At 59.8% G+C, this 14,767-nt stretch carries 14 protein-coding genes; 11 read left to right on the top strand and 3 right to left on the bottom strand.

Features of this window, described 5'->3' with window-relative positions; genetic code table 11:
- Genes ACXHRN_RS00460 through ACXHRN_RS00485 form a run of 6 tightly spaced genes read left to right on the top strand, consistent with a single transcriptional unit; the run spans nt 1 to nt 7,200 of the window.
- On the top strand, nt 1-1,575 hold the full coding sequence (locus tag ACXHRN_RS00460) for a type II and III secretion system protein family protein (RefSeq protein ID WP_488639405.1): 1,575 nt from the start codon (nt 1-3) through the stop codon (nt 1,573-1,575).
- A 10-nt stretch (nt 1,576-1,585) separates the two neighbouring features.
- The gene (locus ACXHRN_RS00465) at nt 1,586-2,278 is read left to right on the top strand and encodes a CpaD family pilus assembly protein (protein ID WP_488639406.1); all 693 of its coding nucleotides are present in this window, start codon (nt 1,586-1,588) and stop codon (nt 2,276-2,278) included.
- A gap of 54 nt (nt 2,279-2,332) precedes the next feature.
- Nucleotides 2,333-3,619: a CpaE/TadZ family protein gene (locus tag ACXHRN_RS00470; protein ID WP_488639407.1), complete on the top strand. Its 1,287-nt coding sequence runs from the start codon at nt 2,333-2,335 to the stop codon at nt 3,617-3,619.
- A gap of 32 nt (nt 3,620-3,651) precedes the next feature.
- A complete protein-coding gene (locus ACXHRN_RS00475; protein ID WP_488639408.1) occupies nt 3,652-5,136 on the top strand; it encodes a TadA family conjugal transfer-associated ATPase in 1,485 nt (494 codons plus the stop codon).
- Between the two features lie 50 nt (nt 5,137-5,186).
- Nucleotides 5,187-6,197, top strand: a complete 1,011-nt coding sequence (locus ACXHRN_RS00480; protein WP_488639409.1) for a type II secretion system F family protein — start codon at nt 5,187-5,189, stop codon at nt 6,195-6,197.
- 16 nt (nt 6,198-6,213) lie between these two features.
- A complete protein-coding gene (locus tag ACXHRN_RS00485) occupies nt 6,214-7,200 on the top strand; it encodes a type II secretion system F family protein (RefSeq protein ID WP_488639410.1) in 987 nt (328 codons plus the stop codon).
- 255 nt (nt 7,201-7,455) lie between these two features.
- Here the strand turns inward: ACXHRN_RS00485 and ACXHRN_RS00490 are convergent, their stop codons facing one another.
- The gene (locus ACXHRN_RS00490; RefSeq protein WP_488639411.1) at nt 7,456-7,740 is read right to left on the bottom strand and encodes an Imm27 family immunity protein; all 285 of its coding nucleotides are present in this window, start codon (nt 7,738-7,740) and stop codon (nt 7,456-7,458) included.
- 5 nt (nt 7,741-7,745) lie between these two features.
- Nucleotides 7,746-8,558, bottom strand: coding sequence for a tetratricopeptide repeat protein (locus ACXHRN_RS00495; protein ID WP_488639412.1), 813 nt, complete (start codon nt 8,556-8,558; stop codon nt 7,746-7,748).
- A gap of 139 nt (nt 8,559-8,697) precedes the next feature.
- Between ACXHRN_RS00495 and ACXHRN_RS00500 the strand changes: the two genes are divergently transcribed.
- From ACXHRN_RS00500 to ACXHRN_RS00520, 5 genes are all read left to right on the top strand, one after another.
- Complete coding sequence (locus tag ACXHRN_RS00500) at nt 8,698-10,095, top strand: leucyl aminopeptidase family protein (RefSeq protein WP_488639413.1); 1,398 nt, start codon at nt 8,698-8,700, stop codon at nt 10,093-10,095.
- Between the two features lie 83 nt (nt 10,096-10,178).
- A complete protein-coding gene (locus ACXHRN_RS00505; protein ID WP_488639414.1) occupies nt 10,179-10,529 on the top strand; it encodes a MarR family transcriptional regulator in 351 nt (116 codons plus the stop codon).
- A 9-nt stretch (nt 10,530-10,538) separates the two neighbouring features.
- Complete coding sequence (locus ACXHRN_RS00510; RefSeq protein ID WP_488639415.1) at nt 10,539-11,387, top strand: C40 family peptidase; 849 nt, start codon at nt 10,539-10,541, stop codon at nt 11,385-11,387.
- 149 nt (nt 11,388-11,536) lie between these two features.
- Complete coding sequence (locus ACXHRN_RS00515; protein ID WP_488639416.1) at nt 11,537-12,469, top strand: VOC family protein; 933 nt, start codon at nt 11,537-11,539, stop codon at nt 12,467-12,469.
- A gap of 3 nt (nt 12,470-12,472) precedes the next feature.
- Nucleotides 12,473-13,096 (top strand): alpha/beta hydrolase, encoded by a 624-nt coding sequence (locus tag ACXHRN_RS00520; RefSeq protein WP_488639417.1) that lies wholly within the window; start codon nt 12,473-12,475, stop codon nt 13,094-13,096.
- A gap of 173 nt (nt 13,097-13,269) precedes the next feature.
- Here the strand turns inward: ACXHRN_RS00520 and ACXHRN_RS00525 are convergent, their stop codons facing one another.
- On the bottom strand, nt 13,270-14,688 hold the full coding sequence (locus ACXHRN_RS00525; RefSeq protein WP_488639418.1) for a helix-turn-helix domain-containing protein: 1,419 nt from the start codon (nt 14,686-14,688) through the stop codon (nt 13,270-13,272).
- Between the last annotated feature and the right edge of the window lie 79 nt (nt 14,689-14,767).

Raw genomic sequence — 14,767 nt, forward strand, 5'->3', positions numbered from 1 at the left:
GTGAAGACATCAAACCGCAAACTTCTCATCCCGTTCACCGCGACGCTCAGCCTCTCGCTTGCAGTGGCGGGCGTGCCCGGCTTGGGCTGCCTGGACATTCTCGGCGTTCCCGAGGCGCACGCCGCCGCCCAGTCCATCTACAAGATCTCCCAGGTTGGCCCCGGCGTTTCCAAGAACATCAAGCTTGGCCTGAACAAGGCGATCGTCATCGACCTGCCGGTTGATGCCCACGATATTCTCGTAGCGAACCCCGAAGTCGCCGATGCTGTGACCCGTACATCGACGCGCCTCTATATCTTCGGCAAGGCCGTCGGGCAGACAAATGTCTTCGTTTTCGGCGCAGGCGGCGAGGAACTGGTGACGATCGATCTCGAGATCGAGCGGGATATCACCACGCTGCAGACGCAGCTCAAGCGGTTCATTCCCGATTCCGATATCACGGTCGAAATCATATCCGACAATATCGTGCTTTCGGGTACTGTGCGGACGCCGCAGGATGCCTCTCAGGCTTCGAAGCTTGCGGAAATATTCGTCACTGGTGGTGAAGCGACGACCAGAAACATCACCGCGTCGGCCTCGTCCGCTACAGGCGATGCTACGGTCGGACTGTTCAACGAAGCGCGGCAGACCTCGCAGATCGTCAATCTGCTGACGATCGAGGCGGAAGATCAGGTGACGCTGAAGGTTACCGTGGCCGAGGTGAGCCGGCAGGTGCTGAAGCAATTGGGATTCAACAGCAATATCTCGGGCACCAATGGTTCGATATCATTCCAGAATCCTACCAACCTCGGAGCGTCCGTCAATGCTTTCACAGACGCGACCGCTACCGGCACTATAGGAAGCCTGGACATCACCACTTTCGTGAATGCGATGGAGCAGGCTGGAGTTATGCGTACGCTTGCGGAACCCAGTCTTACCGCGATTTCAGGTCAGCAGGCTAAATTCAACGTCGGCGGCGAGTTCCGAGTGACGTCGAAGCAGGAACTTGAAAGAAACGGTAGCATCACACGCGAAACAGAGTCGGTCGAATACGGCATTGAGCTTAATTTCAAGCCTGTTGTACTTTCCCCCGGCCGTATCTCCCTCAGTATCGAGACGAATGTCTCCGAACCAACTTTCGAGGGATCGGTCGTCAGTCCTGGTGGTTTCTTTAGGAATGCGCTTGGCAAGCTCGAGAACCGCAGCGGCTCGACGTATGTAGGTATTCGCAAGCGCGAGGCCTCAACGACGGTGGAACTCCCGTCCGGTGGCTCCATCGTTATCGCGGGTCTGGTGAGCGACAATATCCGCCAGGCTACGTCCGGCTATCCCGGGCTTTCACGCCTCCCGATCCTTGGAACGCTGTTCCGCTCGAAGGATTTCCAGCGCAGCGAAACCGAACTGGTGATCATCGCGACGCCGTATCTTGTTCGTCCTGTCGAGCGCTCCAAGCTGGGCCGCCCGGACGACAACTTCAATCCGGAAGGCGATGTGGCGATGTATTTCCTGAACCGCGTCAACAAGATCTATGGCCGGCGCGACGATGCAAAAACGCCGGGCCGCTACAACGGCAATGTCGGCTTTATCTACAAGTGAGGGGACAAACATGTTGAACATCCAGAACGCTGCCCCTTCACATCAGGCCAGAGCCAGGGTCTTCCGGCTTGCGGGTGCCGCCGTGCTGATCGCCACCTCGGCGATGCTGGGCTCGTGCGGTACGGTCCGGCCGGACAGGCAGACCACGAGCTCGATCCCGGATGATTATCGCACGCGCCATCCGATCACACTGGCTGAAGTCGAACACAATCTCGATGTGCCGGTGGGAGCAGGCCAGAGCAGATTGACGCCGGCGACACGCGACCTGATCACTGGCTTTGCGCAGGACTACAAGGCGATCTCGCGTGGCACGATCGCGATCATCGTCCCCCAGGGTGCGGCCAATTCCGGATCCGCAAATGCAGTTCGCAACGAAATCCGCAAGGTGCTCGCTGCTGCCGACATTGCCAATACCAGGATCATTACCTCGAGCTACACCCCGCAATCGCCGGATGCGTCGGCGCCGGTGCGGTTGAGCTTCATTGGGGTGACCGCGATCACCAATGACTGCGGACAATGGCCGAGCGACCTGTTCGGCAAGACGGTGATCGACAATACCAATTGGGAAAACTTCGGCTGCGCCAATCAGCAGAACCTGGCAGCCCAGATCGCCAGCCCCGCCGATCTGGTCGGGCCGCGCGGCATGACACCGATCGATGCCGAACGCAGGGCCGAGGTTATTCGAGTTTACCGTGAGGAATAGTGCGGGCGGCATCTTCCGCCGGCAATTTCTCGAACAGAAAACGGAAGCAAGACGATGAACGCAGTCGAATATGGAATCAAGACGGGAGCCGACGAGCCGGATGCGGAAGTCCAGACGCGCCCGGGCGATCTCGATCATCTCCGCCCGCTTCCGCGCATTTCGATCCACGGCTTTTGCGAAACCGAGGGCATGTACGGCCTGATGGAAAAGCTGGCCCAGGATCGGCGCATGGCCAAGGTCAGCTTCCGCGTCAATCAGGGCAGTATCCAGGCCGCGGCCAACATGTTCTCGTCCACGCCGACGCCGAACCTGATCCTGCTCGAGACCAGCGCGCAACCCGGCGCGATCATGGAAGAGCTGGCACCGCTTGCCGAGGTCTGCGATCCCACCACCAAGGTGGTGATCATCGGCCGTTACAACGATATTCCGCTTTATCGCGAGCTGATCCGCTCCGGCGTTTCCGAATACATGGTCACGCCGGTGTCGCTGAGCGACCTGATTGCGGCGATCTCGTCGATCTTCGTCGATCCGGAAGCCGAGCCGCTCGGTCGCTGCATCGCCTTCATCGGCGCCAAGGGTGGCGTCGGCTCCTCGACCCTCGCCCATAATGTCGCCTGGGGCATCTCGACGCTGTTTTCGTCCGAAACCATTCTGGCCGATCTCGATCTGCCTTATGGCACAGCCAATATCGATTTCGACCAGGATCCAGCTCAGGGGATAGCGGAAGCCGTCTATTCGCCGGAACGTCTCGACGAAGTCTTTCTCGATCGCCTGCTGACCAAGTGCTCGCAGCATCTGTCGCTGCTTGCCGCGCCGTCGCTGCTCGATCGCGCCTACGATTTCGACCGCATGGCCTTCCAGCCAGTGCTTGACGTGCTGCAGAGGACCGCGCCGATCAGCGTTCTCGACGTGCCGCATGCCTGGAACGAATGGACGCGGTCGCTGCTTGCCGATGTCGATGAAGTGGTGATCTGCGCCGCGCCGGACCTCGCCAATCTGCGCAATGCCAAGAACATGTTCGATTCGCTCAGGAAGCTCCGGCCGAACGACAAGACTCCTCACCTGGTCCTCAACCAGGTCGGTCTGCCGAAGCGACCGGAGATCCAGCCGGCCGACTTTTGCGCACCGCTGGAGATCCAGCCGACGGCGATCATTCCCTTCGATACGCAGCTGTTCGGCGGCGCGGCCAATTCGGGCCGGATGATTGCCGAGATGGATGCAAAATCGCCCGTTGCCGAGATCATGTCGCAGATTGCCCATGTCGTTACCGGCAGGGCAACGATCAAGAAATCCAAGAAGGGCGGCCTCGGCGGCATTCTTGGAATGCTCGGCAAGAAGTGAAGTAGTTTGATGGGTACGGAGCAGTAGAGCCGATGTTTGGCAAGCGTGGAAATGAGGGTTTTGGCAAAAGCGGCGGCACGCAGGTGATCGCGCCGCCGCCGGCTGCGACCGTGATTCAGCCGCCTCCGCTGGCGCCGATGCATGTGCCGGTGCTTGAGGAGCCGAAGCGCGAAACACAATCCGTCCGCAACGTCGCTCCTCCACCGCAGCCGCGCAAGAAGACTGCGCGCTCGGAGGACTACTACGACACCAAGACGCAGGTGTTCTCCGCTCTGATCGACACGATCGACCTTTCGCAGCTCGCCAAGCTCGATACGGAGAGCGCGCGCGAGGAAATCCGCGATATCGTCAACGATATCATCACCATCAAAAGCTATGCGATGTCGATCTCGGAGCAGGAAGAGCTGCTCGCCGACATCTGCAACGACGTGCTGGGCTACGGCCCGCTCGAACCGCTGCTCGCACGCGACGACATCTCCGACATCATGGTCAATGGCGCGGGGCAGACGTTCATCGAAGTCGCTGGCAAGATCGAGGAGAGCGAAATCCGCTTTCGCGACAACACCCAGCTGCTGTCGATCTGCCAGCGTATCGTCAGCCAGGTCGGCCGCCGTGTCGATGAATCCTCACCGATCTGCGACGCGCGCCTGCCGGATGGCTCGCGTGTCAACGTCATCGCGCCCCCATTGGCCATCGATGGTGCGGCACTGACGATCCGTAAGTTCAAGAAGGACAAGCTGACGCTTGATCAGCTGGTGAAATTCGGCGCGGTTACGCCGGAGGGTGCCACGCTGCTGCAGATCATCGGACGCGTCCGTTGCAATGTCGTCATCTCCGGCGGTACCGGTTCAGGCAAGACGACGCTGCTCAACTGCCTGACGCGCTACATCGATCTGACCGAACGCATCATCACCTGCGAAGACTCCGCCGAACTTCAGCTGCAGCAGCCGCATGTGGTCCGCCTCGAAACCCGCCCGCCGAATATCGAAGGCGAAGGTGAAGTGACGATGCGCGAACTCGTCAAGAACTGCCTGCGTATGCGGCCTGAACGCATCATCGTCGGCGAAGTCCGCGGACCTGAAGTGTTCGACCTGCTGCAGGCAATGAATACCGGCCACGACGGCTCGATGGGCACGATCCACTCCAACAGCCCGCGCGAGTGCCTGAGCCGTATCGAATCGATGATCGCCATGGGCGGCTTTACGCTGCCCGCCAAGACGGTGCGCGAAATCATCGCCGGCTCGGTCGATGTCATCGTCCAGGCCGCCCGCCTGCGCGACGGTTCGCGCCGCATCACCCACATCACCGAAGTGATCGGCATGGAAGGTGATGTCATCATCACCCAGGACCTGATGCGCTTCGAGATGGAAGGCGAAGATGCCAACGGCAAGATCATCGGCCGCCACAAGTCCACAGGCATCGGCAAGCCGCATTTCTGGGACCGCGCCCGCTACTTCAATGAAGACAAGCGCCTGGCTGCGGCTTTGGACGAGATGGAAACCAAGTCGAGGGCTTAAGCGGAAATAGCCATAGGGCAGAAGCGGAATTCGGGAAGCTAGGTGTTTTGATGTTCGGTCTGGATCTGACAGTGATTGCTATCATCGCGCTCGTCGCCATCGCGGCCGGGGCGGTAAGCTATGGTGTGCTGTTTTCGCGGATCGAGGCCGACAAAAAGGCCCAGAGCCGCGTCGACAAGATCAAGGCTGCCGAGACCGACCGCGTCAAGGTCAAGGCCTCGCGCGATCGCATGGCCGAAATGACCAAGCGGCGCAAATCCGTTCAGGATTCGCTCAAGGATCTGGAAAAGAAGCAGAAGGAAGTCAGCCGCAAGAAGGCGGCGACCATCAAGGCGCGCATTGCCCAGGCCGGGCTTGGTTTCAGCGAAACGCAGTTTTACATCGGCAGCCTGATCCTTACCATCGCGACGCTGGTCGTCACCTTCATGCTCGGCATGCCGATCTACCTTTCGCTGGGACTTGCCTTCGTGATCGGCCTGGGTCTGCCACGGCTCTTCGTTGCCTTTATGCTGAAGCGCCGTCTCGGCAAGTTCATCACCGAATTGCCCAATGCGCTCGACGTCATGGTGCGGTCGATCAAATCGGGGCTGCCGCTCAATGACGCCATCCGTTTGATCGCCGGCGAAGCCAAGGAACCCGTCAAGTCGGAGTTCCGCAAGGTTGTCGAGGCGCAGCAGATGGGTCTCTCGGTGCCTGAAGCGATCAGCCGAATGCATTCGAGCGTGCCACTGCAGGAGGTCAACTTCTTCGCTGTGGTCATCACCATCCAGGCGCAGGCCGGTGGCAACCTCTCCGAAGCGCTGGGCAACCTTTCACGCGTGCTGCGCGACCGCAAGAAGATGAAGGCCAAGGTCAACGCACTTTCGATGGAAGCCAAGGCTTCAGCGGTGATCATCGGTGCGCTTCCGTTCATCGTGGCGACGCTCGTCTACCTGACTTCGCCACAATATATGATGATCCTTTTCACCGACCCACGCGGTCACCTGATCATGGGCGCCTCGGCGGTGTGGATGTCGATGGGCATCCTCGTCATGCGCAACATGATCAACTTCGATATTTGACAAGGGAACCAAGGCTATGAACGGCGATACCGTAAAGACCCTGACGGACCCGACGATCATCTTTGCCGGCCTCGTCGCAATCGCAGTGTTTGCAACGATCTACAGCCTCATCCTGCCCTATTTCGATCGCGGAGGGCTTGAGAAGCGGATGAAGTCCGTGACCACCGAGCGCGAATTGATCCGCGGACGCGAGCGTGCGCGCTTGAACGCCGAAATGTCGATGCAGAAGACCAGCCTTCGACACCAGAACAACACCAATATCCGCCAGATCGTCGAGCGGCTCAATCTTCGCGAGGCGCTGGTCGATGCCGGCACGGTCGACAAGCTGCGCGCCGCCGGTTACCGATCGCAGAATGCGCTGAATACATTTCTGGTCGCACGTTTCGCGCTGCCGTTCGCCTTCGGCGCCGCGGCCGCGTTCTACGTGTTCTTCCTGGGTTATCTCGCTGACCAGAGCTTCATGGTGCGGTTGCTGACCGTTATCGGCGTTGCCTATCTCGGTTTCTATGCGCCAAACATCTTCATCTCCAACAAGATCGGCAAGCGCCAGAAGTCCATTCGCCGAGCCTGGCCGGATGCACTCGACCTGATGCTGATCTGCGTCGAATCAGGCGTGTCGATCGAAGCGGCTATCAAGCGTGTGTCGGAAGAAATGACCGAGAGTTCGGCTGAGCTCGCCGAGGAAATGGTGTTGACCAACGCCGAACTGTCGTTCCTGCAGGAACGGCGCGCGGCCTATGAAAACCTTGCCAAGCGCACCCAGCTTGATCAGGTGCAGGCGGTCACGCAGGCGCTGATCCAGGCGGAACGCTACGGTACTCCGATCGCAATGGCACTGCGGGTGCTGGCGCAGGAAAGCCGCGACCAGCGCATGAACGAGGCGGAAAAGAAGGCTGCGGCGCTACCGCCTAAACTCACGGTGCCGATGATCCTGTTCTTCCTGCCGGTGCTGATCGCGGTCATTCTCGGGCCGGCCGGCATCCAGGTATCGGACAAGTTCTGAGTCTAGCAGACCGGGGCAAGCCGCAGCGGTCACTCATCTCCCCCTGACGGAAGGAGAGTGTTTTCCGTGCAAAATCTCGCACAGCCTAAGCACCTGCGTCCGCCACGAAATCAATGCGAAGAGGTGCTGCGTGTTATCCACTCTCCCCAGGGGAGGTGTCACGAAATGGCAGTAGGGTTATCGGGGAAAAGACTGCGCAGGATCATGGCCCAATTGATACGGTTGTCGCATGTAGATCGGCCATATCGGTCTCCGCTACATATCGCCGCCATAGATGGCTCGCGTCTGTTCATCGCTCAATAGTCGGAGGGCCGGAGGCCCTCCACCGTGCATTTCTGCCTGAGGATGAAAATACTCCCAATACCGCCCGTCCATCTCATCGAGGTAGAGAGTTTCCCAGCCGCTCGCCGAGACCGCAATCTTTCGCAGATAGCTTTTGGTCAAACCAAAGATGCGTTGGGCAGTTTGATCCCACAACGTCTTGCCGTCGTGTTCAACGAATTTGCCGAGAATGAACGTTTCATGCGGATCGATTTTCATTCAGGTTAGTTGGTATTGCTCTTCTTGTTGTCGGCGCTCGATAGCTTCTGCCACGAGCTTTCCTGCGCCAGCATGCCCTTGAGATAGGCGACATTGGCTTCGGCCTGTTCGGCCGTCAGTTCCTGGCGGGCGATGTTTTCGGCTTCCTGGAAGCGGCCTTGCAGCCCGACGACGAGCGCGAGATTCTGGCGGACGCGGCTGTCGGCGCCCGGCTGGTTGATGGCCGAGCGCATATAGGTTTCCGCCGTCTTCAGGTCGCGCGTCAGCAAGTAGGACATTCCGAGATTGGAGAGCACGGACGGTTCGTTCGGCTGGATGTCGAGTGCATCGCGATAGGCCTGGCGCGCTTCGTCGGGACGGCCCATCTGGTCGAGGATGGCGCCTTGGGCCGATTTCAGCCGCCAATCGGGACGATCCGGCGTCTGGGCGCGGGAGATGGTCGAAAGCGCCTGCTCGAGTTGTCCGGCGCCGGCCAATGCCTTGCCATAAGCCGAAAGCACATCGCGATCACTCGGATTGGCGATGGCGACCTGCTGCATGACGGCGAGGGACTGGCCATTCTTGCCGGTCATCCGCAGAAGTGCCGCGTAATTCAGGCCGGCATTGCGATCCTTGGGGTTCTTCGCATAATCGTCGCCGATCTTGCGCGTTGCCGCGGAGAGTTCGGCTGAATTCATCTGGTCGACGGGCTTGTTGAGATTGGGGATCGATCCCGTTGTCTCCCGGCTGGCAGTGGCACACGAAGCGAGCAACATGGCCAGGATGAGCGCACCGCTCTGCAATCCGCCCCGGGAGGTGAAAATTCTCGATCGAGCCATGTCGCAACCCCTATCAGTTTGGCCGGCGACAGCAAATTTGCCCGATTTCCATCGCAACCCTCGCTCCAGCAATAATCTGTTAACCCTAACGGATCGTTAATTCAGCGATTCAGACCTCGTATTTCCGACAGGATACTTCATGGCGCCCTACCAGTTCATCGACCGTCCGTCTCCCTTCAACACCAAGGGTGGCAAGACGCTGCCGATCTTCGCGGTGACACCCGCCCATATGGAGACGGGCATGGTGGATCCTGTCGCCTATGAATGGGCCAAGAAGGCCGGCTATAAGGGCGATACCGGCTCGCTGCTGCTGGTTCCGGGCGAGGATGGGCACCTTGCGGGCGCCTTGTTCGGTCTGGGCAAGAACCCGTCCGATGCACCCTATCTGACTGGACGTCTGGCGCGGCTGTTGCCGGCCGGCGACTGGCATGTCGAAACAGCGCCGCTGACGGCCAACCGCATCCTGTTGGGCTACGGCCTCGGCAGCTACCGCTTCGATGTCTACAAATCGGAGACCGCGAACCCGCCGACGCTGATGATTCCGGCAGATGCCGATGCCGCACAGATCAAGCGGCTGCTCGCCGGCGTGTTTCTGGCGCGTGACCTGATCAACATGCCGACCAACGATATGGGTCCCGATGCGCTCGAAGGCGCCTTCCGCGCGCTGGCCGCCCATTACAAGGCGGATGTCTCGGTGGTGCGCGGCGACGACCTGCTGCAGCAGAATTTCCCGCTGATCCATGCCGTCGGCCGAGCATCCGAACAGGCGCCGCGGCTGATGAAGATGCGCTGGGGCAAGAAAGGCCACCGGAAGGTGACGCTGGTCGGCAAGGGCGTGACCTTCGACACCGGTGGGCTCGACATCAAGCCGTCGTCATCGATGCTGCTGATGAAGAAGGACATGGGCGGTGCCGCCAATGTCATGGGCCTGGCGCTGATGATCATGGACGCGAAACTCAAGATCGATCTGACCGTGCTGGTGCCGGTGGTCGAGAACTCGATCTCCGGCAATGCCTTCCGTCCCGGCGATATCTACAAGAGCCGCGCCGGATTGACCGTGCAGATCGATAACACGGATGCGGAAGGCCGCCTTATTCTGGCCGATGCGCTGGCGCTGGCCGACGAGGACGAGCCTGATCTTCTGATCGATATGGCCACGCTGACCGGAGCTGCGCGCGTGGCGCTTGGCCCGGACCTGCCGCCATTCTTCACCGACGACGAGGATCTGGCGCACAGCCTTGCGGATTCGAGCCTCGAGGTCGATGATCCGCTCTGGCGCCTGCCGCTCTACAAGGGCTATGAAAAGGACATCAACGCCAAGATCGCCGACATCACCAATGCGCCCGCCGGCGGCATGGCGGGTGCGATTACGGCAGCTTTGTTCCTCAAGCGCTTCGTCAAGAAGACCGAGAGTTGGGCGCATTTCGACATTTATGCCTGGACGCCGAACGAACGGCCGCATTCGCCGGGCGGTGGCGAGGCGCAGGCCATTCGCGCCATCTTCAACATGCTGGAAGCCCGCAATTCCAAGAGTTAACCGTGTTTGACTGACGGACTTGCGCGACCCTTCATTTTCCCTGAAAATGGAACGGTTACGAAACGATCATCTGGAGAGGTCGCGTGTCCGTCGAATTGACCCCATCCCAGGCGCTTGGTCTGTGGCACTCGGTTGCCGTGGGGCAGGTCAAGAGTGGCGACGGCGATCTCACTGTGCGGCAGATGGCCATTCTGCTACATATCTATCTCGTGCCGCCGCCGCACACGGTACGAGGACTGGCTGGTATGCTCGGTGTCACCAAGCCGGTAATCACCAGAGCGCTCGATACGATGGGTGCCATGGGCATCGTCGACCGCATGCGCGACGATCGCGACCGGCGCAATGTGATCATAAAACGGACAGTCGCCGGTGCGCTTTACCTTGAAAAATTCGGAGATCTTGTTATCGACAAGGCGCACGAACTTTCGCACTGAGGATCCACCATGGCTCTCGACCGCCGGCTGAATGCCTTTCGACCCGATCTGGCCAATGCCAGCCTGACGGGACAGGTGACTGCCGACCGGTTTGCCGAGGGCACGCCGGCCGAAGTTATTGTCTCCAAGACGGCCATGCGCATCGAACCCAACACACCCTCTGCGATCGATACCGAACTGCTGTTTGGCGAGTCCGTCATGGTTTTCGATCGCCGCGATGGCTGGGCCTGGGCGCAATCGGACGTCGATGGCTATGTCGGCTATATCGAGGAGCACGCGCTTCGCGATCTCGTTGCCCCGAAGACCCATTGGGTCACGGTGCCGCGGACCTTTCTTTATCCTCTGCCCGATATGAAGATGCCGCCGATCGCCATGCTGTCGATTGGCAGTCGCCTGGCCGTGACCGGCGAGGTTGAAACGCGGGGCACGAAATATCTGGTGACCACCGAGGGTGCCATCATCGCCAGCCATCTGGGCGCGGTCGGCGAACCCCTCGGGACCGATTTCGTTTCGCTTGCCGCCCGATTGGTCGAGACGCCCTACCTCTGGGGCGGACGTTCGAGCTTCGGGCTCGACTGTTCCGGCCTTATTCAACTAACGTTGATGATGTCGGGCAAGCAGGTTTTGCGCGATGCCGACCTGCAGGAGCGATCGATCGGCGAGGTCATCGAAAGAGCGGATCTGCAGCGGGGTGACCTGGTGTTTTGGCAGGGCCATGTGGCGATCATGGAAAACACCACGACCATGATCCATGCCAACGGCTACTCGATGACCGTGGCGCGCGAGCGTCTGGCCGGTGCGATCAACCGTATTGCCCCTATCTACGGCATGCCGCGCCTCTATCGCCGGCCAATGTGATTGTCACCAATTTATATACTTAAATAGATTTTTTACCTCGATTTTTGTGAACAATCCGTGCTGGGTTGTGGGGCTTTCGAAACCGTCCTGTCGCGGGCATATATCATCCCAGAACAACGGCCTGCGCAGTCAGGCGAAAGGATCGTATCATGCTGAACCAGATCAAAGGATTGCATCACGTAACCTCCATGGCGGCGGATGCCCGCACCAACAATGACTTCTTCACCAAGTCGCTCGGCCTGCGCCGGGTCAAGAAAACCGTCAACTTTGACTCGCCGGACGTTTATCACCTCTATTACGGCGACGAGATCGGGACGCCGGGCACGGTGATGACCTATTTCCCGTTCCAGCACATGAGCCGCGGCCGTCCCGGCACTGGCGAAGTTGGAACGACCGTATTTTCCGTTCCCGAGGGCTCGCTGGGCTTCTGGCAGGAGCGGCTCGAAAAGCAGGGCGTCACGGGCATCAAGCGCGAAGAAAGCTTCGGCGAAAAGCGCCTCAACTTTGCCGGTCCCGATGGCGACGGCTTTGCACTGGTCGAGGTCAAGGACGATGCACGTGCACCGTGGACCGAGGGTGGCATCTCGGAAGATCACGCCATTCGCGGCTTCCACTCGGTTGCCATGCGTTTGCGCGACGAAGGTGCAACGGCCGAACTGTTGAAGTTCATGGGCTATGAGCAACTTGACTCCAGGGATGGCGTCACCCGCCTAATCGTTCCGGGCGGCAACGAGGCCGGTCTCATCGATCTGGAAACCATGCCGAACATTGCCCGCAACCAGCAGGGCGCCGGCTCGGTGCATCACGTTGCCTTTGCGGTCGAGAACCGCGAAAAGCAGCTCGAGGTCCGCAAGGCACTGATGGATACCGGCTATCAAGTCACCCCGGTGATCGATCGCGATTACTTCTGGGCGATCTACTTCCGCACGCCGGGTGGCGTGCTGTTCGAAGTCGCCACCAACGAGCCGGGCTTCGATCGCGACGAAGATACTGCCCATCTCGGCGAGGGCCTGATGCTGCCACAGCAGCACAAGCATCTCCGGCCGATCCTGGCGCAGCATCTTCCGAAACTGGAGGATTGAGGCATGGCTGTTATCGATCGTGTCGAAACCCATGGCTACGTGCACCGGCTGAAGGCCGGTGCACCGGGCAAGCCGATCCTGTTTGTCTTTCACGGCACGGGCGGCGATGAAAACCAGTTCTTCGATTTCGGGCGCAACCTGCTGCCCGAGGCGACGATCGTCTCGCCGCGCGGCGATATCTCGGAATACGGTGCCGCGCGGTTCTTCCGCCGGACCGGAGAGGGCGTCTATGACATGGGCGACCTTGCGCGGGCGACGGAGAAAATGGCTGGGTTCGTGAAATCGCTGGCCGAGACGCATCAGGCATCGGAAGTTTTCGGCCTGGGCTATTCGAATGGCGCCAACATTCTCGCCAACGTGTTGTTCGAGAAGGCCGAGCTGTTCGACAAGGCGGCGCTAATGCATCCGCTGATCCCCTTCAAGCCCAAGGACAATGCCGGGCTTGCCGGACGGCAGGTGCTGATCACGGCGGGCGAACGCGATCCGATTTGCCCAGTGCCATTGACGGAAGGCCTTGCAGATTATTTCAGGCGACAAAGGGCCGAGGTGACTGTCGAATGGCATTCGGGCGGCCATGATATCCGTTCGAACGAGATCGATGCGGTGGGGCGGTTCTTGAGGGGCTGATGTGAAGAAAGGCCCCTCCCAAACCCTCCCCACAAGGGGGAGGGCTTAAATCGAGGCGACACCCCACCTGAAATCTCGCCCCTTCAGCATACGCCGCAGACACAGTCGATGCGCGTATCCCGGGTTAAGCCCTCCCCCTTGTGGGGAGGGTTTGGGAGGGGTCTTAACTCGTCTCAATTCTCCTTCAGCCGATACGGCAGCATCGACCTGTTCTCATGGTCGATCATCAGCCGTCCCTTGAGCGGTGGCATGGCGCGGCTGGCGCATTTGGTGCGCTCGCAGATCCGGCAGGAAATGCCGATCGGATCAAAGGCTGCGCGGTTGCCCAGGTCCATGTCATCGGCATAGACGAAATTATCCGCATAAGAGATTTCGCAGCCCAGTGCCAATGCATAGTGTTGCTGCGACAGGCGGAAGCCGCGGCCGCCCTTGGTGATCTGCGTCGAGAGACAGAGATAGCGGACGCCATCTGGCGTCTCGGCCAGTTGGCGAATGATCCGTCCCGGCATTTCGAAGGCCTGATGGGCATTCCACAGCGGGCAGGCGGCGCCGAAGCGGGCGAATTGCAGCTTGGCGGCACTGTGGCGCTTGGTGATGTTGCCGGCACGATCGATGCGGGCAAAGAAGATCGGCACACCCTTGGCGCCGGGTCGCTGCAAGGTGCTCAGGCGATGGCAGACCTGCTCGAGGCTCGCACCGAACCGCACCGACAGAAGATCGAGATCGTGGCGGACGTCGCGCGCAGCCTGCATGAACTTGCCATAGGGCAGGATCAGCGCGCCTGCGAAATAGTTGTGCAGCCCGATGCGACAGATCTCATAGGCTTCGCCAGTCCGAAATCCGGCATTGCGAGCGATGCCATCCACCACCTCACCGGCATGCAGCTGGGCAATCTGCAGGGCAATCTGGAAATCGCGGGTTGATGCCGGCAGATAGGAGCTCAGCGTCAGCACGCGTGCCTGATGATCATAGGCGCGGATCATGTCCTCGTCGCGAGGGCCACGCACGATCCGCACGCCGTATTGCCGCTCAAGATAGGTTGCCAGCACAGGATTGGGATCGCTCTCGCCGATACCGATCTCGCTTGCGAGCTTCTCCGCCAGAATGTCGAGATCATGAATGTAGTTGTCGACGAAGTGAAAGAAATCACGCACCTCTTCATAAGGTGTTCGTTCCGTCAGCCCGGCGCCACGGCCGAGCGTGTCGTCGATGCTGGCGAGTTGTTCGGAATTGTGCCGGTAGGCCTGATGCGCAGTGATCAGCGCATGTGCGAGCCCCGGCGCATTCTGGGCAATGAGCTTCAGTTCCTGGAGGCTTGGTGTGTAGGCGTCGAAGAGTGGATCAGTCAAAGTCTCCGACAGGGCCGATATCAACCGGTCGCCTTCGCCGCCCGAAAGATCGGCAAGGTCGATTTTGAACTTCTCCGCCAAGGCCAGAAGCACGGCGGCGGAAACAGGCCGCTGGTTGTTTTCGATCTGATTGAGATAGGAAATAGAAATGCCGATACGCTCGGCAAATTGCGCCTGCGTGGCGCGATTGGCCTGACGCAGATCGCGTACCTTTCGGCCGATATAAAGTTTGCCCACAGCCATGTTCGCAACTTTGCAAAATTCAGTTCATAAATCTGTAAACTGCACACATTCGCCTGTTCAACAGTTTTTTTCCAATCCA

It is taken from the genome of Shinella sp. OV683, assembly GCF_057787725.1.

What these genes read in the sequence shown, in the direction of transcription:
- ACXHRN_RS00465 (WP_488639406.1), top strand. Translation starts at nt 1,586, where the DNA reads ATGTTGAACATCCAGAACGCTGCCCCTTCACATCAGGCCAGAGCCAGG.
- ACXHRN_RS00470 (WP_488639407.1), top strand. Translation starts at nt 2,333, where the DNA reads ATGAACGCAGTCGAATATGGAATCAAGACGGGAGCCGACGAGCCGGAT.
- ACXHRN_RS00475 (WP_488639408.1), top strand. Translation starts at nt 3,652, where the DNA reads ATGTTTGGCAAGCGTGGAAATGAGGGTTTTGGCAAAAGCGGCGGCACG.
- ACXHRN_RS00480 (WP_488639409.1), top strand. Translation starts at nt 5,187, where the DNA reads ATGTTCGGTCTGGATCTGACAGTGATTGCTATCATCGCGCTCGTCGCC.
- ACXHRN_RS00485 (WP_488639410.1), top strand. Translation starts at nt 6,214, where the DNA reads ATGAACGGCGATACCGTAAAGACCCTGACGGACCCGACGATCATCTTT.
- ACXHRN_RS00490 (WP_488639411.1), bottom strand. Translation starts at nt 7,740, where the DNA reads ATGAAAATCGATCCGCATGAAACGTTCATTCTCGGCAAATTCGTTGAA.
- ACXHRN_RS00495 (WP_488639412.1), bottom strand. Translation starts at nt 8,558, where the DNA reads ATGGCTCGATCGAGAATTTTCACCTCCCGGGGCGGATTGCAGAGCGGT.
- ACXHRN_RS00500 (WP_488639413.1), top strand. Translation starts at nt 8,698, where the DNA reads ATGGCGCCCTACCAGTTCATCGACCGTCCGTCTCCCTTCAACACCAAG.
- ACXHRN_RS00510 (WP_488639415.1), top strand. Translation starts at nt 10,539, where the DNA reads ATGGCTCTCGACCGCCGGCTGAATGCCTTTCGACCCGATCTGGCCAAT.
- ACXHRN_RS00515 (WP_488639416.1), top strand. Translation starts at nt 11,537, where the DNA reads ATGCTGAACCAGATCAAAGGATTGCATCACGTAACCTCCATGGCGGCG.
- ACXHRN_RS00520 (WP_488639417.1), top strand. Translation starts at nt 12,473, where the DNA reads ATGGCTGTTATCGATCGTGTCGAAACCCATGGCTACGTGCACCGGCTG.
- ACXHRN_RS00525 (WP_488639418.1), bottom strand. Translation starts at nt 14,688, where the DNA reads ATGGCTGTGGGCAAACTTTATATCGGCCGAAAGGTACGCGATCTGCGT.